This is a genomic window from Mucilaginibacter sp. SMC90 (assembly GCF_022811725.1).
Classification (GTDB): Bacteria; Bacteroidota; Bacteroidia; order Sphingobacteriales; family Sphingobacteriaceae; genus Mucilaginibacter.
The window spans coordinates 6,115,134-6,136,689 of record NZ_CP094527.1; the positions used below are offsets into that span (position 1 = coordinate 6,115,134).

The 21,556-nt window shown below is 42.9% G+C and carries 24 protein-coding genes; 16 read left to right on the forward strand and 8 right to left on the reverse strand.

Annotated features, from left to right (window positions below; all coding sequences use genetic code 11):
- Positions 1-3 precede the first annotated feature (3 nt).
- The 3 genes from MTO98_RS25215 to argH all read right to left on the reverse strand — a co-directional run bounded on the left by MTO98_RS25215 (position 4) and on the right by argH (position 2,420).
- Positions 4-702: a DUF1345 domain-containing protein gene (locus tag MTO98_RS25215; RefSeq protein ID WP_243481747.1), complete on the reverse strand. Its 699-nt coding sequence runs from the start codon at positions 700-702 to the stop codon at positions 4-6.
- Positions 703-765: 63 nt separating this feature from the next.
- Positions 766-969 carry a YwbE family protein gene (locus MTO98_RS25220; RefSeq protein WP_243481748.1) on the reverse strand — a complete coding sequence of 68 codons (204 nt, stop codon included), beginning with the start codon at positions 967-969 and terminating at the stop codon, positions 766-768.
- A 116-nt stretch (positions 970-1,085) separates the two neighbouring features.
- Positions 1,086-2,420 carry an argininosuccinate lyase gene (argH, locus tag MTO98_RS25225; protein WP_243481749.1) on the reverse strand — a complete coding sequence of 445 codons (1,335 nt, stop codon included), beginning with the start codon at positions 2,418-2,420 and terminating at the stop codon, positions 1,086-1,088.
- A gap of 462 nt (positions 2,421-2,882) precedes the next feature.
- On the opposite strand from argH, the gene MTO98_RS25230 reads away from it, so the two are divergent.
- Complete coding sequence (locus MTO98_RS25230; protein ID WP_243481750.1) at positions 2,883-5,552, forward strand: alpha-L-rhamnosidase; 2,670 nt, start codon at positions 2,883-2,885, stop codon at positions 5,550-5,552.
- Positions 5,553-5,690: 138 nt separating this feature from the next.
- Positions 5,691-6,335 carry an START domain-containing protein gene (locus tag MTO98_RS25235; protein ID WP_243481751.1) on the forward strand — a complete coding sequence of 215 codons (645 nt, stop codon included), beginning with the start codon at positions 5,691-5,693 and terminating at the stop codon, positions 6,333-6,335.
- A 112-nt stretch (positions 6,336-6,447) separates the two neighbouring features.
- Here MTO98_RS25235 and MTO98_RS25240 read toward each other — a convergent pair whose 3' ends face one another.
- Positions 6,448-6,858 carry a putative toxin-antitoxin system toxin component, PIN family gene (locus tag MTO98_RS25240; RefSeq protein ID WP_243481752.1) on the reverse strand — a complete coding sequence of 137 codons (411 nt, stop codon included), beginning with the start codon at positions 6,856-6,858 and terminating at the stop codon, positions 6,448-6,450.
- Positions 6,858-7,076 carry a hypothetical protein gene (locus tag MTO98_RS25245; RefSeq protein ID WP_243481753.1) on the reverse strand — a complete coding sequence of 73 codons (219 nt, stop codon included), beginning with the start codon at positions 7,074-7,076 and terminating at the stop codon, positions 6,858-6,860. Before MTO98_RS25245 ends, MTO98_RS25240 begins: the two co-directional genes overlap by 1 nt.
- 243 nt (positions 7,077-7,319) lie before the next feature.
- On the opposite strand from MTO98_RS25245, the gene MTO98_RS25250 reads away from it, so the two are divergent.
- From MTO98_RS25250 to MTO98_RS25285, 8 genes are all read left to right on the forward strand, one after another.
- Positions 7,320-8,060 carry a (Fe-S)-binding protein gene (locus MTO98_RS25250; RefSeq protein ID WP_243481754.1) on the forward strand — a complete coding sequence of 247 codons (741 nt, stop codon included), beginning with the start codon at positions 7,320-7,322 and terminating at the stop codon, positions 8,058-8,060.
- Complete coding sequence (locus MTO98_RS25255; protein ID WP_243481755.1) at positions 8,057-9,445, forward strand: lactate utilization protein B; 1,389 nt, start codon at positions 8,057-8,059, stop codon at positions 9,443-9,445. Before MTO98_RS25250 ends, MTO98_RS25255 begins: the two co-directional genes overlap by 4 nt.
- The gene (locus MTO98_RS25260; protein ID WP_243481756.1) at positions 9,442-10,032 is read left to right on the forward strand and encodes an LUD domain-containing protein; all 591 of its coding nucleotides are present in this window, start codon (positions 9,442-9,444) and stop codon (positions 10,030-10,032) included. Before MTO98_RS25255 ends, MTO98_RS25260 begins: the two co-directional genes overlap by 4 nt.
- 373 nt (positions 10,033-10,405) lie before the next feature.
- Positions 10,406-11,149: an SDR family oxidoreductase gene (locus tag MTO98_RS25265; RefSeq protein WP_243481757.1), complete on the forward strand. Its 744-nt coding sequence runs from the start codon at positions 10,406-10,408 to the stop codon at positions 11,147-11,149.
- A gap of 28 nt (positions 11,150-11,177) precedes the next feature.
- On the forward strand, positions 11,178-11,915 hold the full coding sequence (locus tag MTO98_RS25270) for an SDR family oxidoreductase (protein WP_243481758.1): 738 nt from the start codon (positions 11,178-11,180) through the stop codon (positions 11,913-11,915).
- Positions 11,916-11,995: 80 nt separating this feature from the next.
- The gene (locus tag MTO98_RS25275; protein ID WP_243481759.1) at positions 11,996-13,537 is read left to right on the forward strand and encodes a DHA2 family efflux MFS transporter permease subunit; all 1,542 of its coding nucleotides are present in this window, start codon (positions 11,996-11,998) and stop codon (positions 13,535-13,537) included.
- Between the two features lie 30 nt (positions 13,538-13,567).
- The gene (locus tag MTO98_RS25280) at positions 13,568-14,170 is read left to right on the forward strand and encodes a TetR/AcrR family transcriptional regulator (RefSeq protein WP_243481760.1); all 603 of its coding nucleotides are present in this window, start codon (positions 13,568-13,570) and stop codon (positions 14,168-14,170) included.
- 113 nt (positions 14,171-14,283) lie between these two features.
- Positions 14,284-14,673 carry a two-component system response regulator gene (locus MTO98_RS25285; protein WP_243481761.1) on the forward strand — a complete coding sequence of 130 codons (390 nt, stop codon included), beginning with the start codon at positions 14,284-14,286 and terminating at the stop codon, positions 14,671-14,673.
- 75 nt (positions 14,674-14,748) lie between these two features.
- Here the strand turns inward: MTO98_RS25285 and MTO98_RS25290 are convergent, their stop codons facing one another.
- Positions 14,749-15,210 (reverse strand): DUF4268 domain-containing protein, encoded by a 462-nt coding sequence (locus tag MTO98_RS25290; protein ID WP_243481762.1) that lies wholly within the window; start codon positions 15,208-15,210, stop codon positions 14,749-14,751.
- Between the two features lie 176 nt (positions 15,211-15,386).
- Here MTO98_RS25290 and MTO98_RS25295 point away from each other — a divergent pair, with 176 nt between their 5' ends.
- Positions 15,387-15,674: a DUF3892 domain-containing protein gene (locus tag MTO98_RS25295; protein WP_243481763.1), complete on the forward strand. Its 288-nt coding sequence runs from the start codon at positions 15,387-15,389 to the stop codon at positions 15,672-15,674.
- 33 nt (positions 15,675-15,707) lie between these two features.
- Here the strand turns inward: MTO98_RS25295 and MTO98_RS25300 are convergent, their stop codons facing one another.
- Positions 15,708-16,064, reverse strand: coding sequence for a nuclear transport factor 2 family protein (locus MTO98_RS25300; protein ID WP_243481764.1), 357 nt, complete (start codon positions 16,062-16,064; stop codon positions 15,708-15,710).
- Positions 16,065-16,202: 138 nt separating this feature from the next.
- Here MTO98_RS25300 and MTO98_RS25305 point away from each other — a divergent pair, with 138 nt between their 5' ends.
- The 5 genes from MTO98_RS25305 to MTO98_RS25325 all read left to right on the forward strand — a co-directional run bounded on the left by MTO98_RS25305 (position 16,203) and on the right by MTO98_RS25325 (position 18,898).
- Positions 16,203-16,694 carry a hypothetical protein gene (locus MTO98_RS25305; RefSeq protein WP_243481765.1) on the forward strand — a complete coding sequence of 164 codons (492 nt, stop codon included), beginning with the start codon at positions 16,203-16,205 and terminating at the stop codon, positions 16,692-16,694.
- A 162-nt stretch (positions 16,695-16,856) separates the two neighbouring features.
- Positions 16,857-17,210 (forward strand): hypothetical protein, encoded by a 354-nt coding sequence (locus MTO98_RS25310; RefSeq protein WP_243481766.1) that lies wholly within the window; start codon positions 16,857-16,859, stop codon positions 17,208-17,210.
- Positions 17,211-17,304: 94 nt separating this feature from the next.
- Positions 17,305-17,877 (forward strand): Crp/Fnr family transcriptional regulator, encoded by a 573-nt coding sequence (locus MTO98_RS25315; RefSeq protein ID WP_243481767.1) that lies wholly within the window; start codon positions 17,305-17,307, stop codon positions 17,875-17,877.
- A 72-nt stretch (positions 17,878-17,949) separates the two neighbouring features.
- On the forward strand, positions 17,950-18,387 hold the full coding sequence (locus MTO98_RS25320; protein ID WP_243481768.1) for a carboxymuconolactone decarboxylase family protein: 438 nt from the start codon (positions 17,950-17,952) through the stop codon (positions 18,385-18,387).
- A gap of 160 nt (positions 18,388-18,547) precedes the next feature.
- Positions 18,548-18,898, forward strand: coding sequence for a nuclear transport factor 2 family protein (locus MTO98_RS25325; protein ID WP_243481769.1), 351 nt, complete (start codon positions 18,548-18,550; stop codon positions 18,896-18,898).
- 69 nt (positions 18,899-18,967) lie between these two features.
- Here the strand turns inward: MTO98_RS25325 and MTO98_RS25330 are convergent, their stop codons facing one another.
- A complete protein-coding gene (locus MTO98_RS25330; protein ID WP_243481770.1) occupies positions 18,968-20,923 on the reverse strand; it encodes a sialate O-acetylesterase in 1,956 nt (651 codons plus the stop codon).
- Between the last annotated feature and the right edge of the window lie 633 nt (positions 20,924-21,556).

Below are 21,556 nucleotides of genomic sequence, written 5' to 3' on the forward strand. Positions count from 1 at the left end.
TTCTTACTTTGATATCATACCCGATATAATGTTGATACTCAACGCCACAATAGCTGTATTAAACGCAAATGAAATTAACCCGTGCAACCAGGCCAGCCTACGGATGGATCTTGCAGAAATTTCGACATCGGATACCTGGAACGTCATTCCGATAACGAATGAAAAATAAACAAAGTCCAGGTAATCGGGTTCCTTTAAATCACCGGGAAAGTCGAGCCCTCCTAAAGGCTTTATTTTTTTATCATCGTCAGGATCGGTAGCGTAGTACATATGTGCATAACGAAGGGAAAAAATAGTATGAACCAGCCACCAGGAAACAATTACCGATCCCATAGCCAGTAAAACCCGGGCTGTCACAACCGCGTCAGACTGGTTCTTGGTAGATATCAACAAAAATATTATTGCAAGCAAACTGGCCATTGAGGCCACTATTACAAATAAAAATATCAGGGTACGGCTCGAATCCTCAATACTTGCTATCCTCCTGATCTCGGCCGGATGTGCTGTAAGAATGATGATCCAATCCATAAGGATGATGCATAAACCAAATGCAATCCAGGTTACGAGCGCTATTGTCGGTACTGAAAAATGTCCCCAGGAAAAAAACAGGGCTCCCGCGGCAACTCCCAACGAAATCAGGAGACGGTGATGGGCATCAAGACTGAAAAGGACTTTTGTATTTGTTTTGGCTTTTTGAGGCATATCATTTTAGGCTACACTGTAAATATGCTGATGATTAGTGTAGAATAAATGAAGATACTAAACTTAATCTTCTTCCTCCACAATCCAGGCCACACGGCCTACCTGTCCATCATCTAACTGCACTTTGATACCACGCGAGTGGTAAGCCGCGCTGGTGAGCAAACGTTTTACAAAACCACGGGTAAGCGCACCGGTGCGCTGATCTTTTTTTAATATGATGTCAACCTCAAGGCCTGGGTATATATCGCTTCTGTTTTGTCCGTTCATGACCGCTGATTTGTTTTGATTACGTTGATTTCGCTGATTTTACTTTAAGGGCTTCAATGATTTTTTACTGATTTCCCATCCGTCCTAACAATGACGTTTTTGTAAATGACGATCATTTATTCAACCAAGCCTTTTACAGCTTCTTCTACCTTTCCGAAATCAAAATTACTGATCAGCTTATCGAACGAGGCTGCAATTTGCTCATTACCCAAATTACCGATGCTGCCCTCGTGGGTGTGGTTCACTGTTTTATCGGGATTAAAGTTACCTGCTTCAATAGCTAAACCAACCTGTTTGTAAGCATCGCGGAATGGTGTGCCACTTAGTGTTAAACGGTTCACTTCTTCAACACTAAACAGGTAAGCGTATTTGGCATCATCCAAAATATCGGTTTTTACGGTGATGTTTTGCAGCATAAAGGTTGCCATTTGCAGGCAGTGTTTCAGATCGGCAAAGGCCGGGAACAACAGCTCTTTCAATAACTGAAGTTCGCGGTGATAGCCTGATGGCAGGTTAGTGGTCATCATGGCTACATCAGTGGGCAGTGCTTGCAGGCGGTTGCATTTGCCGCGCATAATTTCCCAAACATCGGGGTTCTTTTTATGCGGCATAATGCTGCTGCCAGTGGTAAGCGCATCCGGATAACTCACAAAAGCGAAGTTCTGGCTTAAGTACAGGGCCTGATCCATAGCCATTTTAGCCAATGTAGCGGCAATTGACGAGATTGCCTGTGCAATGACACGCTCAGTTTTGCCGCGGCCCATTTGCGCGTAAACAACATTATAATTAAGGCTATCGAAGCCTAAAAGTTGCGTAGTTAAAGTACGGTTAAGTGGGAACGATGAACCGTAACCAGCCGCAGAACCCAACGGGTTTTTATTAGTGATGCGATAAGCAGCTAAAACCAGTTCCAGATCATCGGCCAAACTTTCGGCATAAGCACCAAACCAAAGGCCAAACGATGATGGCATAGCCACTTGCAGGTGGGTATAACCTGGCAATAACACATCTTTATGTTTTTCACTCAGTTCAATCAACTGGCGAAATAAGGTTTCGGTGCTTTCAACAACTTCCTGTAACTGATGACGGAAGAAAAGTTTGAGATCAACCAAAACCTGGTCATTACGCGAGCGGCCACTATGGATCTTTTTACCGGCATCACCGATGCGCTGGGTAAGCAGCAGTTCAACCTGCGAGTGCACGTCTTCTACATGATCATCTATTTTAAAACCGCCCTTAGCGATATCGGCATAAATATTTTTCAATTCACGCTGAACAAGCTCCAGATCGGTGCTGTCCATCAGCCCTACGCTCTGCAGCATTCGGGTGTGGGCCAACGATCCTAAAACGTCAAACGCCGCCATTTGCTCATCAAATTCGCGGTCGCGGCCAACAGTAAAGTTTTCAACCAGTTCGTTAACGTTGGTAGTTTTTTGCCATAGCTTGCTCATGGTGCAAATGTATAAAAGCTACTTGTAAAAGTGAGTATAACTGTGTAAAAGCTAACCGCCACCGCTCGGCTCCAGCCCATATCAGTTAACTTAAGGGAGTAATTTGGCGCAAACCTTTTAAAATCCCCTCTCGAGAGGGGGCGCGTGGGAACGTGTTGTAGCAGGGGTGTGTTATACAAGCGATAAGCCGCACGTAGATTAACACACCCCTCCACCCCTCTCAAGAGGGGAATCGCACATTCCCACGCTTTTGAGGAGTTTTTTACTTTAAGTTAACGGCAATTCGCTTCTGCCGAGTGGCGGCCTTCTGTTATCCTGATAATCATTAACTCCCATAAATCATGGTTCAGACAAAATAAGACAGTACAGGATGCAAATCCCAAAGCATCCAATTAACATTGTTGATTGTGACAACATATTACAGCCTTTGGCCAATATTGTATAAACCGCTATCTTAACCACATGAAACATCATTTATGTAAGCCATTGCTTAGCATTGCCTTATTATGCTGCTCTTTTTCTGTAACGCAAGCCCAAACGCCGGGTGCTTCAGGTCTTAAATCCGAATACCTCTTAAATCCTATAGGTATCGATAACATACACCCCCGCCTAACCTGGCTCATGAATGATAAAGCACAAGGAGCCGCACAGAGCGCCTATCAGCTTTATGTAGGCACCGATTCAACCACGGTTTCGGCAGGTAAAGGCAATGCCTGGTCTACCGCAAAAATAGCTTCATCAAATAACCTCGCTATTTATAATGGCCAGCAACTAAAACCTTTTACTAAATACTACTGGAAGGTTCAGCTTTGGGACCAGGCGGGTAAAAAGCTTGCTCCGTCGGCCATAAACAGTTTCGAAACCGGAATGATGGGGATGCAAAACTGGAAAGGCTCATGGATCAGCGACAACAAAGGGATAGCAGTAAACCCTGCCCCCTACTTTCGGAATACATTTAAGATAGCGAAACAAATCCGCTCGGCAAGGGCCTATATTGCTGTGGCTGGTTTATACGAGCTATATCTCAACGGAAAAAAAACAGGTAACCACCGGCTCGACCCAATGTATACCCGGTTTGACAGGCGTACGCTTTACGTTTCATATGATGTTACTGCACAATTGCAAAGCGGCAAAAATGCTGTTGGCGTATTATTGGGTAACGGATGGTATAACCACCAGAGCACAGCTGTTTGGTTCTTTCATCAGGCACCGTGGCGCGGTCGCCCGGCATTTTGTATGGATTTGCGCATTACTTATACTGATGGTACGGTTGAAACCGTAAAATCAGGTACAGACTGGAAAACATCGCTTAGCCCAATTGTTTTCAACAGCATTTACACTGCCGAACATTATGACGGCCGCCTTGAACAGGCAGGCTGGAATACTGCCAACTTTGACGACAGTAAATGGAAGCCGGCAATTAACCGCTCGGCCCCATCCATGAACATCGTATCGCAGGCTATGCAGCCTATCCGCGCGGTTGACACCATCAGCACCAAAAGCGTTACTAAACTTGATAGTGATGTTTGGGTATTTGATATGGGCCGGAATATTTCGGGCGTAAGCCAAATCACGGTTAAAGGTGATTCGGGTACGGTGATCCGCCTTAAGCATGCCGAAAGGTTGAACAAGAATGGTCATGTTGATCAATCCAACATCGATTTGCATTACCGCCCTACTGATGATAAAGATCCTTTCCAAACCGATATTTTCATTTTAGGCGGCAAGGGTGAAGAAACATTTTCTCCGCGCTTTAACTACAAAGGGTTTCAATATATTGAGGTAAGCAGCAGCAAACCTATCCAGATAGGCAAGGAAAACATCAAGGCGTTTTTCATGCACAGCGATGTTGAACCCATTGGTACGGTTAAAGCGTCAAACCAAACCATTAACCAAATCTGGACTGCTACCAATAACAGCTACCTGAGCAACCTGTTCGGCTACCCTACCGATTGCCCGCAGCGCGAAAAGAACGGCTGGACAGGCGACGCCCACATTGCCAGCGAAACCGGTTTATACAACTTTGATGGTATTACCGTGTACGAAAAATGGCTTGCCGATCATCGCGATGAGCAGCAGCCTAACGGCGTACTGCCATCTATTATCCCAACCGGTGGCTGGGGCTACGAATGGGGTAACGGTCCTGACTGGACAAGTACCATCGCCATTATCCCGTATAACATTTATTTGTTTTATGGCGATAGCAAACTCCTGGCCGACAGTTATAATGCGATTGAAAAATATGTAAACCATATTGATGAGCTTTACCCAACCGGCCTTACCACCTGGGGCCTGGGCGACTGGGTGCCTGTAAAATCTGTTTCGCCGGTTGAGCTTACCTCATCGGTTTATTATTATACCGATGCCAGCATATTGGCCAAAGCAGCTAAAATATTAGGCAAACAGGCCGATTATGTAAAATATACCGCACTGGCCAATAAGATTAAAAATGCCATCAACGCAAAATATTTAGACACGACTACCGGCATTTACGGCAAAGGCCTGCAAACCGAGTTAAGCGTACCTCTTTATTGGGGTGTAGTTCCCGAAAACCTAAAAAGTAAGGTAGCGGATAATCTTGCTCAACGTGTTGCCGCCGATAATTTTCATTTAGATGTGGGGATATTGGGTGCCAAAGCTATTTTAAGTGCTTTAAGTGATAACGGTCACCCGGACGTAGCTTACAAAATAGCTTCGCAGGAAACCTTCCCTTCATGGGGCTGGTGGATGGTGAACGGCGCTACAACCCTTTACGAAAACTGGCAGATAGATGCCAAATCCGACATTTCACTTAACCATATCATGTTTGGCGAAATTGGCGCATGGCTATATAAGGGCATAGCCGGTATCCACCCGGATCCCGAGCATCCTGGTTTTAAAAATGTATTACTTCAGCCACATTTTGTACCGGGCTTAAATGAGTTTACCGCTACACATAAAGGTCCTTACGGCAATATCGTTTCCTCATGGCAGCGTACCGGCAATGGCGTAACTTATAAAGTTACCGTACCGGCCAATTCAAGTGCAAGCATCACGTTCCCGGCAGGTAAAGTTTATCTTGGTGGTAAGCCACTTGCTTTCAATAATTCTTACAAAATAACCGCAGGCAGTTATGTATTCGAGATAAAATAATGTAAGGGTAAATGCCATAGCATTTTCATATTTTAATATCCACGCATATCAAATGACCATTTACTGACAGGCCGGGGCAACCCCGGCCTGTTTTTGTATATAAATTTGCCCCACCTTATTTACAATCACTGATTAACCATGCACAGGATACTATCTATCTTACTTTTATTATTTGTTACCAAATTTGCCATGGCAGGCACTGAAGAGCCGTGGTCATTAAGCACAGACAAGGAAGGCATCAGGGTTTATACCCGCCACATCGCCGATTCAAAGATCAAAGCCATCAAAGTAGAATGCACCTTTAATGCTACTGCCGCACAATTAGTAGCTGTTTTGATGGATATAAAAACCTGTTCAGAATGGGTTTATCACACCAAATCTGCAACCATTATTAAAGAGGTATCCCCTTCAGATATATATTATTACTCGGAAGTAAACATACCATGGCCGGTACATAACCGTGATTTTGTAGCACATTTAAAAGTTACGCAAGATCCAAAAACCAAGGTTGTTACCATCGATGCACCCGTTATATCAAATATGATACCCGCAAAGGATGGCATTGTGAGGGTTGAAAATTCAACCGGCAGATGGGTAATTACCCCTGTTGATAGTGCCCATGTGAGCATCGTTTACACCCTTCACCTTGATCCCGGTGGCTCGGTACCTGCCTGGCTTATCAATATGTTTGCCGCACAAGGACCTACTGAAAGTTTTAAGGGATTAAAAAAACAGCTTCAGAAACCTGCTTATAAGGATGTGAAGCTGGCTTATGTGCAGTGAGCGCCAACCGTTGATTTAGATGATTACGTTGATTTCGCTGATTTTTCGTCTGAACCGGGATTAAAGGATTTTTTCGATTTTGCCTACCAACTCTTAGTTTAGGTTAAGATGTCTAACTTCCTAAAATTATTTCCCGAAATTGACTGAGAGACACAACGTTAAGCTCAGGAAAGTCGAGCTCCTTTAAAACATCAAAATGTTTATCATTCGTGACAATATAATCTGCATTTCCCGCTATTGCTAAATCTACAAATTTATTATCGTCAGGATCTTTTGTTATGAGATTCCACTTGAAATAGGCTTCGGTATAAATTACATTCTGTGCAACGCTCAATAGGCTCAACACAATCTCTGCGGTTTGAGAGGAATAAAATGAGGAAAGTAATTCATTGTATTCCGTAAGCACTTCGTTGCTAATAAGCCATTCAAATTTGAGGTCTCTAAATGCCTCGTACAGCCAATAATGGGGACTTTGGCGAGGAATGGAAGCGAGAAGACAATTGGTATCGATAACTGCCCGCATTAGCTATCCGCATTGAGCATTTTGTCAAAATCTTCTTGAGTATAGCCTTTTTCTGACACCACTCTGTTTACTTCTACCTCTAATTTATCAGCATAGTAATCAGTCAATAGCTTCTTCAACTCCAGCGTCTCTTTTTCAGACATTGGACGATTGAACAACCGTAATAAACTAACCTGTAGTGGATTAAGTTCTGTATGAGATTTCTGTACTATTGCCATTCTCTTAATCTTTGTATAACAAATTTACCTAATTAATAGCACAACATCAAAAACGCGCTTTTCTCTTCTTTTCTGCAAATAAACGTCAACATTTTGCAAATAAAATTGAAAACTCGTATCACACTTAGCTGTACTTTCGATGTTAGTATATAACCGTTTGATTTGCCAGCAGGATACCAAAGGATAGTTGTGCAAATTATAAACGCTAATATTGCTTTAACCAATAAAGTAAACGTGTAAACGATGAGAGTTGCCTTGTTTGTTCCTTGCTATGTTGACCAGTTTTATCCCAAAGCGGCTATTGCTACGTTGGAGTTACTGGATAAACTTGGCTGTGAAGTCCACTACCCTAAAAATCAAACCTGCTGCGGGCAGCCGATGGCCAATTCGGGCTATGAGCATTTAACCGGCGGTTGCAATAATTTATTTGTCGACAATTTTTCGGGATACGACTATATCGTTTGTCCTTCGGGGAGTTGTACCCTGCACATCAAGGAGCATTTACATGCCGATGGGAAAGAGGAACAGGCAACCGAGATCCGCAAAAAAGTTTACGAGCTTACCGAGTTTCTGGTTGATATATTGCGGGTAAAACAATTGACAGCCAGTTTCCCTTACCGGGTTGGATTACACCAGAGCTGCCATGGGTTACGCGGATTACGGATAGCCCAGATGAGCGAGCTGGTTGCCGAACCTTTCAGCAAACCGGCTCAATTGCTTGATATGGTTAACGGATTAGAATTGGTACCCTTGAGCCGGCAGGATGATTGCTGCGGTTTCGGCGGTACATTCTGCGTAGTTGAGGAAGCCGTATCAGCTAAAATGGGGAAAGACCGTGTGGCCGATCACGTATCGCACGGTGCACAATACATAACCTCGGCCGATCTTTCTTGCCTGATGCACCTCGAAGGCATTTTACGTCGTCAAAACAGCGATGTTAAAGTAATTCACGTAGCCGAAATTTTAAACCACAGTATGCAATGAGTACCGCTACTACCAAAGATCACCCGCATTTAGCTGCAGATTTTAACCGGGACGAGCCGCGCGTAAACTGGCACGACGAAACCCTATGGTGGATACGCGCCAAAAGGGACATTGCGGCACATAAACTTCCTGAATGGGAATTGCTGCGCGAAACGGCATCGCAGATAAAATTTAATGTGCTCTCAAACCTGAGCACCTACCTGGAGCAGTTTGAGGCTAATGCCATTAAAAATGGGATCATAGTGCACTGGGCGGCCAACGCTGCCGAACATAACCAGATTGTACACAGCCTGCTTGAGCAAAAGGGTATTACCAAAATGGTTAAAAGCAAATCGATGCTTACCGAGGAATGCCACTTAAACGAATACCTGAAAGAACAAGGCATCGACGTAATTGACTCTGACCTTGGCGAGCGCATTGTACAGCTGGCCAACGAACCGCCAAGCCATATTGTACTGCCCTGTATCCACAAAAAAAAGGAAGAAATAGGCGACATTTTCCACGAGCACTTAGGTTCGGCCAAGGGCGAATCGGATCCTAAAATATTAACAGAAACCGCACGCCAGCACTTACGCGAGGTGTTTTTAACCCGTCGCGCAGCACTTACTGGTGTTAACTTTGCTGTGGCCGAAACAGGCGAATTTGTGATCTGCACCAATGAGGGTAATGCCGATATGGGTGCCCATTTGGCCGAGATCCATATTGCTTCGATGGGAATAGAGAAAATCATCCCAGAAAGAAAACACCTTGGGGTGTTTTTACGCCTGCTTACCCGCAGTGCTACCGGGCAGCCTATTACCACTTATTCGAGCCATTTCAGCAAACCGCAGAACGGCACCGAAATTCATATTGTTATTGTTGATAACGGGCGCAGCATACAGTTAGGCCGCGAAGAGTTCCGCAACTCGTTAAAATGTATCCGTTGCGGGGCTTGTATGAACACCTGCCCGGTTTACCGCAAAAGTGGTGGCCACAGTTATCACACAGCCGTTGCCGGGCCAATAGGCTCTATCCTTGCCCCCAACCTCGACATGAAAAAATATGCCGACCTGCCCTTTGCTTCTACCCTTTGTGGTTCATGCAGCAATGTGTGCCCGGTTAAAATAGATATTCATGATCAGCTGTATAAATGGCGGCAGGTAATTGTTAAAGAAGGCTATTCGCCCAAAGCAAAAACTATGGCCATGAAGGCTATGGCTTTAACGCTGGCATCGCCAACTTTATACCGTATGGGTGGCAAAACCGGCAGACTGGTATTTAAATACGCCCCTTTTGCGGTAAACAACAAATTAAACCCCTGGTACAACCAAAGGGAAATGCCCAAGGCACCCGATGAATCATTTGGCGAATGGTATGCCAAAAGGAAAGGAGCAAAAAACTCATGAGCCGCGAAAAAATATTGGCCGCTGTAAAATTCAATCAGCCTGCAGCTATGCCGCTGCCTGATATGGAAGTATTGAATACGCTCACTGATGTGAGGACAGACCTGGTTTCAAAGTATAAAACCATTGCTACAGCAGGCGGCAGCTTTGTTTATGAAGTAAGTGGCTTTGACGAGATCAAAACCATCATCAATAACGAATTTAAACCCGGTGTAAAGATCATATCGGCCCTTAACGAGCTAAGCGATTACATTTATGCCGATACCATAAAGCACGAAGACGGCCACAGTTTTGCAGATGTTGAACTAACCGTGTTGCGTACCAATCTTGGCGTTGCCGAAAATGGCGCACTTTGGCTTACTGAAAAGGAAATGGGCAGCCGGGTATTACCGTTCATTGCCCAGCATTTGGCCGTAGTGATCGGCAAAGATGATTTTGTGCCTACTATGGCACAGGCTTATCAAACCATTGGCGAGGCCGGTTATGGCTACGGGGCGTTCATATCAGGCCCATCAAAAACGGCTGATATTGAGCAATCCTTAGTTATCGGGGCGCATGGGCCGAGGAGTTTATCGGTGTTTATACTTTAAAATAAAGAGCCGTCAAAGTTATGTCATTGCGAGGAGCCGATGGGAAAGAGCCAGGGTGCGACGTGGCAATCGCATGCTATACAGGGCGGCTATGCTTCCGTGCGATTGCTTCGTGCCTCGCAATGACATAGGTTTGTATTTTTATTATCTCGCGCTCGTTTGCAACGTGCGCGTACCTGGGCTTGCGTTTATAACGCAAAGGCGATACAATCGCTAAACCATATTAAGTGCTCGTTACAAACGAGCGCAAGACGACAACTCCCTTATTATCCCTAAAAATCAACAATTTACAACAATGACAAAAAGATGATATAAAAATATACCGATTGGTATATTTTTGTGGTGTCGAAAATAATGATCGACATCACAGAAAATGAAAACTTCAGAAAACACCATATTGATCACCGGCGGCAGTGCTGGTATAGGCTTTGAAATAGCTAAACAATTAACAGCAAAAAATAACCATGTAATTATAGTTGGACGTAACCAGCAACGTTTGGATGTAGCCGCTGCTCAATTACGAAATGTAACCGCCATTAAAGCAGATGTATCAAACGCTACAGACGTTGATGCTTTGGTTAGCAAGCTTAAAAGCGATTTTCCTCAATTGAATGTTGTAATTAATAATGCCGGTGCTGCTCAATATAACACCCTTATTAACGATGAAAACATTTTTGATAAAGCTCAGGCCGAAATGTTCACCAATTACCTGTCAATAGTAAAGCTTAACGAAAAACTATTATCATCATTGGTAAAACAACCCGAAGCAGCTATCGTAAACGTATCATCAATAGTAGCTTTTGCACCAAGCATCGGGCTGGCCACTTACGCAGCTTCTAAAGCGGCTTTACACTCTTATACCCGCGCACTGCGTTTAGCATTAAAAGACAGCAGCGTAAAAGTATTTGAATTAATGCCGCCACTGGTTAATACTGAATTTTCGGCCGAAATTGGTGGTGCTGAAAGAGGGATCCCTGCTTCACAGGTTGCTGATGAACTGATCGCATCGCTGGAAACCAATAATTACGAAATCAGGGTAGCCGGTACCGAACAATTCTACCGTTTATACCTCTCTAATCCCGATGAGGCTTTAAAAGCCATTAACTCAATTAAATAATCATCAACTCACTATAAAAACAAACAACATGAAAACTTCAGAAAATACCGTATTGATCACCGGCGGCAGTGCCGGTATAGGTTTTGAAATTGCAAAACAACTATCAGCAAAAAATAATCATGTAATTATTGTTGGCCGTAACCAGGAACGTTTAGATAAAGCAGCTGCCCAATTAAAAAACGTTACCGCTATTAAAGCAGATATATCAAATGCAGATGATGTAGAAGCATTAACCGAAAAACTGACTAAAGATTTTCCTCAGTTGAACGTGGTGATCAATAACGCCGGTGCTGCACAGGTTAACGACTTGATAACTACACCTAATGTTTTTGAAATAGCCCAAACAGAAATGTTTACCAACTATATTTCTGTTATCCGCCTCAACGAAAAACTATTGCCGATACTTAAACAGCAAAGCGATGCCGCCATTGTTAACGTATCATCAATAGTTGCGTTTTTACCTGGCAAACAAACCTCTACCTACTCGGCAAGTAAAGCAGCTTTACATTCATACACCATCTCATTAAGGGTAGCTTTAGAAGATACCAATGTTAAAGTTTTTGAACTGATGCCTCCTTTGGTTGATACCGAATTTTCGGCCGAGATTGGTGGTCATAATGGTATCCCTGCATCACAAGTTGCTGATGAGTTTGTAACCGGTTTTGAAACTAACAACTATGAGATCCGCGTTGGTGGCACCGAACCATTTTATCGCTTGTTCCTGTCAAACCCAGCCGAAGCATTGAAAGCCCTGCACCAGAGATAATTCTCTGGTTTAATTTTTTTACCCTGAAAAATACCGATTGGTATTTTTCAGGGTAATTATTATTCTTAATTCGTACTCCAATGAAAAAAAGCATCCTTATCATCACTGTTATAGCCGCCGCTATCATGGAGCTGATAGATACCTCTATAGTAAACGTAGCCCTTTCGCACATGAGTGGTAACCTCGGTGCCACGCTCGAAGACACTTCCTGGGTTATTACAGCTTATGCCATAGCCAACATTATTGTAATACCCATGACCAGTTTTTTAACTACAAAACTTGGTCGCCGCAATTATTATATCGGGTCAATCATCGCATTTACGTTCTTTTCGGCCATGTGCGGGCTGGCATCAAATATCTGGACACTGGTTGCCTTTCGCTTTTTACAGGGTATTGGCGGTGGCGCACTGCTGTCAGTTTCGCAGGCTATTGTATTTGAGGTTTACGGCAAAGATCGTGTTGGTATTGCCAGCGCGTTGTTTGGCGTTGGTGTGTTTTTAGGCCCGACTATTGGCCCTACCCTTGGCGGTTTCATTACTGAAAATTACACCTGGCCATGGATCTTTTATATTAACATCCCTATCGGGATTGCTGTTACCGTATCAAGCTTACTACTGGTTACCGAACCGGAAATTAAAGCCAAGGTAAAAGCTGTAGACTGGTGGGGTATCCTCCTGCTTATTATAGGCATAGGCTCCCTGCAAACCGTATTGGAGCGGGGCGAAACTGATGATTGGTTTTCGGCAGGTTACATTATCGTGCTTACCATAATTGCTGTTATCAGCCTTAGCACCTTTATCTGGTGGGAGCTTACAACCCCTAATCCTGTAATTGATTTGCGGGTACTGAGAAGCAAATCGCTTGCTGTGGCAGCTATACTTACGTTTGTAACCGGGTTTGGGTTATTTACCTCGGTATTTCTTACACCTGTATTGGCACAACGAGTGCTGCTTTTCCCGCCTACTATAACCGGGCTTATTTTATTACCGGGGGCCGTGCTGGCAATTGTAGGTTTACTATTTTCGGCAACGCTGCTTAAAAAAGGCGTATCACCGTTAATAATTATTACTTCGGGCTTTATTATCTTCATCATATTTACCTGGCAAATGTCGCACATGAACCTGGAGGCAGCACCTGGCGACCTGGTTGGCCCCCTAATTTACAGGGCAATGGGTATCGCTTTATTAACCGTGCCGCTTACTGCCCTGGCAGTGTCCGGGCTCGAGCCTAAAGATATTCCCCAGGGGTCGGCGCTAAACAACATGATGCGGCAGTTGGGTGGTTCGTTCGGCATAGCAGTTATAAATACCTATGTAGCCCAGCGCTTCGGCCTGCACCGCAGCGATCTGTTATCTAATATCAACATTTTCAATGATCAGGCTACTGCACGAATAACTAAGCTTACCAATTATTTCGGCAGCCGGGGCTTTTCATCATTTGATGCGCATAAGAAAGCTATTGCCGTTATTGACAATACCATTAACAGGCAATCATTTTTGTTAAGTTACCTTGATGCCTACCTGTTTTCGGGTTTGATTTTCTTATTGGCTATGCCGCTCCTTCTCCTGGTTATCAACCGTAAAAAGCAAGCGGGCCCTGTTGTTATTATAAGTGATCACTAAAAACTAAATACCAGTTGGTATATTTGTATTATGGAAAACGAATTGTCAAAAGCCGAGCGTACGCGTCAGTTCATTATTGAACGTACCTCATCCATATTTAATAAAAAAGGATACGCGGGCACTTCCCTTTCTGATCTTACTGAAGCTACCGGCCTTACCAAGGGCAGCATTTATGGTAACTTTAAAAATAAGGAAGAAGTTGCTGCCGAAGTATTTGATTATAATTCGGGCAAAGTACGTAAGCAGGTACAGGAGCGGATTCAGCGGGCAACCAGCTACCATGATAAATTATTAGTGTACGCCCAGGTATATCACAGCTTTACCCGCGGTGATTTTATTCCTGGCGGCTGCCCTATTTTAAACACCGCTGTTGATGCCGATGATACTAATCCGCTGTTAAAAGATAAAGCGGCAAAAGCAATAGCCCGCTGGAAAAACGGTATAGAAAGCCTCATTAAAGCCGGCATTGAAACAGGCGAACTAAAACCTGATATTAAGGCTACCGAAACAGCTTTAAGTATGATAGCACTCATAGAGGGAGGGATCATGATATCAAAGGTGACCGATTCCCCGGCAAATCTCGACATCGTGCTGGCATCCGTTCATAGCCTGGTAGACAGCCTGAGGCTATAAATAGCACCAATATTTATAGCTTCAGGTTGTTACTTGATTGTTACAATAATTGGATATAACTTTGAAAACAAAAGAAACGTTCCCAGCGTTGTCTTCTTTACCAATTATTATTTATGTCAAAAAAAATATTGATCCTTGATGATAGCGAGGATATTTTGGAAGTGATGAAAGATGCTCTTGAAATGGAGCACTACGAAGTTGAGGTATTGAATTATACTGATGACATATGCAAGGCGGCCCTATCAGCTAATGCCGATCTTGTTATTTTGGACTACATTTTATTTGGTATTAATGGTGGCGAACTTTGCCACATGTTAAAAACCACCCAATCAACCGCGCATATCCCCGTAGTGATGGTATCAGCCTATCCGCGTGTGCTCGAATCATTGGGCAATTACGGTTCCGATGCTTTTATTGCCAAGCCTTTTAACATCAGCGATATTGTTGACACGGTAAACCACTGCTTTTTAGCAGCAGGTGATGATGTGGCACACGTAGCTTAAAGATTTTCAGCTTGTGAATTTTGAACTTACGAAGTTTTAAAAACTTCGTAAGTTTCTTTATGCGCTAACCTGGGGTTACCTGAACAGGTCAAAACTGTATTGCGCCACACTCCAAAACTCATCAAGCGCAATAATGCGGGGTTTAAAAAAAGAGATCAGGGCGGGCCAGTCCTCCCGGTTAAACACGCTTACGCCGGGCAGGGTTTTAATAATGCGGCTTACGGTTTTGTTATATTCATCGGTTGTATGCAACTGCCATTCCCATTCTTCATTAAGCTGACCCTGCAACACATTTTTCAGTTCAATAAACTGGTCAAACATCAGCTGCTGGATGTCTGCATCAGGATGGCTCATTTCAATAGCGATAAAGGCAGATCTTTTATCAGCCTCCATTTTAAAATACAGATGCTTAATACCTGTTTTATAATTCACCCAGTTGGTGCGCAGCCCGTCAGCCGAAAGCTGGGGTTTCAGATATTGTCCAAACGCCGTCCAGAAAGCCTGGTTTAATTGCGTTGCCTGTTCTTTTGAATACAAATTTACCGAAATTGATGAAGGGCAAAAGTAAGGGTTTTCTATAAACTCAAAAACGGCTGTTTATTCATCGCATAGCAGGGCTATCCGTCGCCCCGTTAACCGAAGCCAATCACAGGCTCCGTTTTAACTTTTTGTAGGCGATAAACCTTATCTTTACAGCTACACATTTATATTTTATGGCAAGTTACCAGGTAAACTGCATTGATAAACCCAGGGCATCAAGCACACATGAGCACATAACACATATTGGCTACTATGAATCATTAGACAAGCCAAGGGTTATAATTTCCGTTACCGAGGCCATAGCCCGCATTGAAGCCAATAGCCAGGCCTTTTATGTAAGTACCGAAAGAGGTAAAACCTACCTGACGATAGTAAAACCCGAGGACGGCGGCAAAAAGCACCTTAAATCATTAACCGACAGGGCTGGTGTTGATAACCTCCTGACACTGGAAGAGGTTTAACCCTTACAAAGTAAGCTCCCGACCTCCAATCAGTTACTCCTTTTTGTCGACTATATATGATGTGAGTTTTTTTACCTTATCATTTTCCAGTTCGTAAAAATCGGCGTAATACATAGCCATTTCGTTTCCGTCTTTCCCCTTGCATTGAATAAGGCCGTCAACAGCAGCTATGTTGCCATCTGCAACAATGTGATCTTTGGTTGATGAAACCATTTTCACGTCTTCCATCCCACCCAAAAATTGATTTACTTCGTTTTTCCCATTCATAACCGTGATGGACGAGCCCATCATAGTCCATTGCACATCGTCTGCAAAAAAGCTTAAGATCTTTTCAACGTCGTTATCATCGAAAGCATCGATAACCTGTGATACAATTTCTTTAGTTGCCATGATAGTTTGGTTTTGTTTAAGATAAAGTTAGGCAGGATAGTTCCGGATTGAGAGGGGCAAAAACGACATTATCAGGGTGCTTTTGACGGATTAAGATTTATTATTTAAATTGCTGCAGTTAAATACCAGCCATATCACATGAACAACAGACAAGCACAAAACCAAAGCCCGGCGGCCATTGTAAAAACCCTCAGTATAATACACATGGCCCTTGTTGCCGGTCAAACACTATTTGCAGCAGTAACATTTATCATTCCTAAAAACCCGGTTAAAAGTGCGGGCAATGACATGCTGGTTTACATAGTGCCCATTTTTGCCGTAAGCTGCTTCATTGCAAGCCACATGCTGTTCCTGAAGTTGTTAGGTAATATTAAAAGCGATGCTACATTAAAGGCTAAACTTATGGCTTATCAATCAGCAACTATTGTGAGGTTAGCATTGCTGGAAGGCCCATCATTATTTGCCATTGTAGGCTTTTTATTAACCGGTAAATTAATCCTGATAGGTATATCCGTTGTGCTTATAGCTTATTTTATTTACCTGCGCCCCAGCAGGCAAAAAATTGAAGACGACCTGACTCTGGGTTATGAGGAAAAGGCGGAACTTGACGGGACAGGTAAAGCGTATTGAATTATCTTTCTTAAACATATGAAATCTAAATTCAATTTTTGGCCAAAGTTTCTCCTGCTGATGTGCCTGCTTTTGAGTTGCCTTATATTTTTTTATGTTTTCACCAGTTTCGACATTCTTTTTGCCCGTGATAAACCCCTTCATTTCCTAACATTTCCTTATATGATTTTTAATTGCACTATCTGTGGTTTGATAGGGCGGCAATTAAATTATAAAACACATAAAATCATTATTGATGACTATACAATAACCAGAGTCCGAAACTTTGGCTTTGGTTTGAAAAAGGTTTATAAAATCAATGAGATCGCAGGATTTTCAACCTATTATATATCTGGAAAGAAAAACACGAACGAATATCTATACCTGGTTGCAGGCGATGAAAAGGTAGCGAAACTATCAACCTATTATCACCAAAACTATCAAGAATTAAAATCGGTAATGATTCAGCATCAAATTCAAAACTTAGGAAATGAACGATGGACCCTGTGGAAACACCTATCGGAGCGAACGATTTGAGCATTAGTATGGATAACAATTAGTATTTGTCAGGATATTTAGAAATACCAATTCGTAAAATTCGATCCAATTCGTGTAATTTGTGCCAAATAATATGTATCCCGAACTCATCAACCACATTAAACGCTACGTTCAGCTATCTGCGGCCGATGAGGAAAACATATGCCAACATTTTGAATTAAAGAAATTTAAAAAGAAAGCCCTCATTTTAGAGCCGGGCAAACTTTGTGCCGGCAATTATTTCGTAATTACAGGACTGGTTAGGCAGTATTTTGTTAATAATAAGCTTAACGAGCAGATCATTCAATTCGGTTTGGAAAGCTGGTGGATAGCCGACCAGGATAGCCTGCTCAATCACCAACCGGCTACTACCTATATTCAAACCATCGAGGCTTCAGAACTATTGCTGCTTAGTGAAAAGAACCGTGTGGCGTTGTTTGAAGCAGTACCGCAGATGGAAGGTTACTTTCGTGTTATGATGCAAAAAGCCTTTATTGCCTCGCAAAGGCGCATTGGCTATATCTTCAATCAAAACGATGAAGAACGTTACCGGCATTTCACCGCCCTGTTTCCAGGTTTTGTACAGCGGGTGCCTCAATATATGCTGGCCTCTTACTTAGGCTTCACTCCCCAGTTTTTAAGCAGGCTCAGGGCCAAAAAAATCTGATTTTCTTAAACTCAGTTCATTTTTTGAGGGCATGTTTATCCGCAACTTTGTATTAACAAAAAAGAAAAAAACATGAACCGCTTAAAAATCAACACCACCGAACCAGCTGGATACAGGGCCATGATAGCCCTTGAAAAATACATTGAAAGCACTGACTTAACTACCCGTCATAAAGATCTGATCAAGATCCGCGCTTCACAAATTAATGGCTGTGCCTTTTGTGTGGATATGCACACTGCTGATGCACGCAAAGCAGGCGAAACCGAACGCAGGATCTTTAATATCAGCGTTTGGCACGAGGCTCCTTTCTTTGATGAGCAGGAACGTGCTATCCTTGCTTTAACCGAAGAAGTAACCCTGATCACCGGCCGCGTATCTGATGAAACCTATAAAAAAGCAGCCGAATTATTTGACGAAAAGTATTTGGCACAGGTAATTATGGCTATCATCACCATTAATGCCTGGAACCGTATAGGTGTAACTACCCAACTACAGCCACCGCTTAATTAATATTTTAATTTTGTTGTTTTGATTTGGGCCGCACGGTAATGCCGGGCGGCTTTGTTATTATATTAACCTGGCAGGATGCAATTATTTACTATGATCAGTAACTAAAGGAATAATTATTGATAGTTAACATGATAAAATTGTAAACCAAAAAACTATTCGTATGACAACAGAAGCAAGTTCAACCGTTGGCGGTGCCAATGATATAGTACTTTCCTTTATAAAAGCATTAAACGACGAAGATTTTGCAGCGGCACGCAACACTGCGGTAGATGACCTGAAATTTATAGGCGTGCTTGGTGAACGCGATAATGCCGAAACCTATTTTACCGATATGCGGAAGATGAAGCTAAAATATGATATAAAACGCGTGTTTAGTGACGGCGACGACGTATGCGTATTTTATGATATTGATATGGGCCGCGCAACAATATTCAGCTGCGGCTGGTATCATGTAGTTGATGGTAAGGTAAATTCTATCAGGGTAATATTTGATCCGCGGCCTTTGCTGTAATTATTGGCACTAATCAAAAACGTCATTGCTTCGCATCTCGCAGCAATGACGTTTTTTTATTCTTTCAATTTACTTACCTGCCCAATTATCTGTACGGAAAGGCGATGCCGGTAAACCAACGCCATTGTATAAAGTACTTACCGGGTTATTGGCCCAGGCATACCTTACCGCAACCGGATTTTTAACATCCGGGCTGCTTACAATAACCTTATCGCCTTTTATTACCGCAGTTGCCCAATGAAATTTCATATCCTCGCCCGCTATGGCAAAGCCCTGCATGTTGTTGTCGCCCTGCGTTTTTAGGCCTCCTTCAGCATGATTAAAGCTTAATTCTATTTTATCGCCATCAATTTTCTGCGATTTATACATCGGGCCTGAATATGGCTGCGTTTTGTGATAAGTTTTATCCAAAGCAACTATTGCCAGCCTCCGGCCAACCTCCTGTTTATTTTTAGGATGAATATTATCAGCTTCGCCAAGATCAATAGCCACAGCCATGCCGGTATTTGGTAACTCAAGAGTTTGGGTCTGTGCTTCCCGCAACTCTGCCCAACCTGAAGGAATTGGTTCTGCATCGCGCTTTTGCCAGTTGGCCAGCTGTACAAAATAGAACGGGAAATTGCCTTCGTTCCAGATAGTGCGCCAACCGTTTATCATTCCCTCAAACAACTCTTTATATTGCCCTGCCCTGCCTGTATTAGCTTCGCCCTGGTACCAGATAGCTCCGCGGATTGTCATAGGAGTAAGCGGATTGATCATAGCGTTGTATAATACTGCAAGCTTGTTAGGATTATTTGCAACAGGCATTGGCGGAAGCCCCTTGATATTAAAGCCTACTTTAAAATCCCAATTGCCGGCCAGGCTTATTTTTTCGCCCGATGCGGAGGTTAACTGCATCTCATCAACCCCATAAAGGCCACCGCCGCCGCCGCTGTCAAAAACCCGTACTGTAATTACAGTTTCACCGGCCTTTACTTTTGCAGCGGGGATAACATAACTGCGCGATTGTAAATAGCCTTCTGTTGCCCCTATTTTTTCGCCATTCACCCATGTAATATCATTATCATCTATCTTACCCAGATTTATTTTAACATCTTTTCCGGCCCATTCTGCCGGGATAGTTACCTTTTTCCGAAACCAAACGGCACCGTCAAAATCACCCAGCACGCTCTTTTCAAAAAACTGAGGCAACACCATAGTTCTCCATCCGGTAGTATCAGGGTTAAAAGCGTTATTATTGGTATATCCCCAATCTGCCGCTGTAGCCTGCCGGTTCCAGGCTTCCAGTTTTTGTGCAAAAGTTTGCTGACTTTCAGTTTTAGCAGTTTCCTCCTGTCGTTTAATTTCCTGGCTAAAAGCAGGATTATTGGTTAAAGTATTTTCGTCGCTCCAGGCTTCGATCATGGTACCGCCCCAATTTGAGCTGATGAGCCCAATTGGAATTTTAACCTGCTTATTGATTTCCCTGGCAAAAAAATACGCTACCGACGAAAACTCGCCAATAGTTTGGGGCGAACACACCATCCAACCGTTATTGGCTACTTTTACACTGGTTTGCGGAATAAGGTTTATAGCCTGCGACACCTGCAATAAACGGATCTCGGGGTAATTGGCATTGGCAATTTCTTCTTTATAATTGCTCACCTGCCCCCAGCCTGCAACAGGCATTTCCATATTTGACTGGCCGGAGCATACCCATACCTCGCCTATCAATACATTATTTAAAACAACAGGTTCGCTGCCATCGGTAATTGTAACCTTATATGGGCCGCCGTATGATGGGGTTTTGATTTTCAGCTTCCAATCGCCATTGGCATCGGCAACGGTTGTGTAAGTTTTGTTGTTCCATGAAGAAGTAACGGTTACAGATTTCCCGGCATCGGCTTTACCCCACACACGGGCCATTGTTTTTTGTTGTAAAACCATATTATCGCTAAAAACACCAGGCATTAACACTTTGGCAATAGCGCCGGTATTAAGCAATAAGCTTCCGATTATTACAGGTAAACACTTTTTCAGGTTCATTAAATTTTGATTTAAGAATATAGGTTTATTGATGAGCTGACTGGCCTTAAAGTTAAGCGCTATAACTCATAAATGAAAAAATGTTTTGAAGACATTTAAATGCATGACCAGTTGATCATAAATAGCCATAATGGCAACTATCTATCCGCCACTTCTCCCAAACTAAAAAATGATCGTCAAATGTGCTCCGATTTTATTTGGTATCGAAAAAGAAATGCGTTAATGGAGCTTAAAGATTGCCCGAGGGCAAAGTCACTGAAGAAAATTGATCCCTTTATTTGTAATGTGCAAACAACAATACGCAATCACAAACAGATAAAGCGAGGTAAAATAAAACAATGTGCTATCCCTGGCTAACACATTGTTTTTTTAACTAAAACTGTATTTTACAATGAAAATACCCATTAAAGAACTATCGGGAATATCGATACAGGCAATAACAAATACTACCTGGTAATTTTTAAGAACGCGGACCTTTGCCTGAAATACATCAGCAATCCTGCTAAACAAAAAGGGTTTGTGAAACCATTTATATTTTAACAAGACGTGTTGAATACCGGTATCGTTGCAGGATGGGATATTTTTTATTCATGCTGATAAGATTAAGGTTAATGCAAAACTAAAGCAAATCAA

Bases quoted from the DNA above. Each gene is read 5' to 3' on its own strand.
- MTO98_RS25215 (WP_243481747.1), bottom strand. From the start codon at position 702: ATGCCTCAAAAAGCCAAAACAAATACAAAAGTCCTTTTCAGTCTTGAT.
- MTO98_RS25220 (WP_243481748.1), bottom strand. From the start codon at position 969: ATGAACGGACAAAACAGAAGCGATATATACCCAGGCCTTGAGGTTGAC.
- argH (WP_243481749.1), bottom strand. From the start codon at position 2,420: ATGAGCAAGCTATGGCAAAAAACTACCAACGTTAACGAACTGGTTGAA.
- MTO98_RS25230 (WP_243481750.1), top strand. From the start codon at position 2,883: ATGAAACATCATTTATGTAAGCCATTGCTTAGCATTGCCTTATTATGC.
- MTO98_RS25235 (WP_243481751.1), top strand. From the start codon at position 5,691: ATGCACAGGATACTATCTATCTTACTTTTATTATTTGTTACCAAATTT.
- MTO98_RS25240 (WP_243481752.1), bottom strand. From the start codon at position 6,858: ATGCGGGCAGTTATCGATACCAATTGTCTTCTCGCTTCCATTCCTCGC.
- MTO98_RS25245 (WP_243481753.1), bottom strand. From the start codon at position 7,076: ATGGCAATAGTACAGAAATCTCATACAGAACTTAATCCACTACAGGTT.
- MTO98_RS25250 (WP_243481754.1), top strand. From the start codon at position 7,320: ATGAGAGTTGCCTTGTTTGTTCCTTGCTATGTTGACCAGTTTTATCCC.
- MTO98_RS25255 (WP_243481755.1), top strand. From the start codon at position 8,057: ATGAGTACCGCTACTACCAAAGATCACCCGCATTTAGCTGCAGATTTT.
- MTO98_RS25260 (WP_243481756.1), top strand. From the start codon at position 9,442: ATGAGCCGCGAAAAAATATTGGCCGCTGTAAAATTCAATCAGCCTGCA.
- MTO98_RS25265 (WP_243481757.1), top strand. From the start codon at position 10,406: ATGAAAACTTCAGAAAACACCATATTGATCACCGGCGGCAGTGCTGGT.
- MTO98_RS25270 (WP_243481758.1), top strand. From the start codon at position 11,178: ATGAAAACTTCAGAAAATACCGTATTGATCACCGGCGGCAGTGCCGGT.
- MTO98_RS25275 (WP_243481759.1), top strand. From the start codon at position 11,996: ATGAAAAAAAGCATCCTTATCATCACTGTTATAGCCGCCGCTATCATG.
- MTO98_RS25280 (WP_243481760.1), top strand. From the start codon at position 13,568: ATGGAAAACGAATTGTCAAAAGCCGAGCGTACGCGTCAGTTCATTATT.
- MTO98_RS25285 (WP_243481761.1), top strand. From the start codon at position 14,284: ATGTCAAAAAAAATATTGATCCTTGATGATAGCGAGGATATTTTGGAA.
- MTO98_RS25295 (WP_243481763.1), top strand. From the start codon at position 15,387: ATGGCAAGTTACCAGGTAAACTGCATTGATAAACCCAGGGCATCAAGC.
- MTO98_RS25300 (WP_243481764.1), bottom strand. From the start codon at position 16,064: ATGGCAACTAAAGAAATTGTATCACAGGTTATCGATGCTTTCGATGAT.
- MTO98_RS25305 (WP_243481765.1), top strand. From the start codon at position 16,203: ATGAACAACAGACAAGCACAAAACCAAAGCCCGGCGGCCATTGTAAAA.
- MTO98_RS25310 (WP_243481766.1), top strand. From the start codon at position 16,857: ATGATTTTTAATTGCACTATCTGTGGTTTGATAGGGCGGCAATTAAAT.
- MTO98_RS25315 (WP_243481767.1), top strand. From the start codon at position 17,305: ATGTATCCCGAACTCATCAACCACATTAAACGCTACGTTCAGCTATCT.
- MTO98_RS25320 (WP_243481768.1), top strand. From the start codon at position 17,950: ATGAACCGCTTAAAAATCAACACCACCGAACCAGCTGGATACAGGGCC.
- MTO98_RS25325 (WP_243481769.1), top strand. From the start codon at position 18,548: ATGACAACAGAAGCAAGTTCAACCGTTGGCGGTGCCAATGATATAGTA.
- MTO98_RS25330 (WP_243481770.1), bottom strand. From the start codon at position 20,923: ATGAACCTGAAAAAGTGTTTACCTGTAATAATCGGAAGCTTATTGCTT.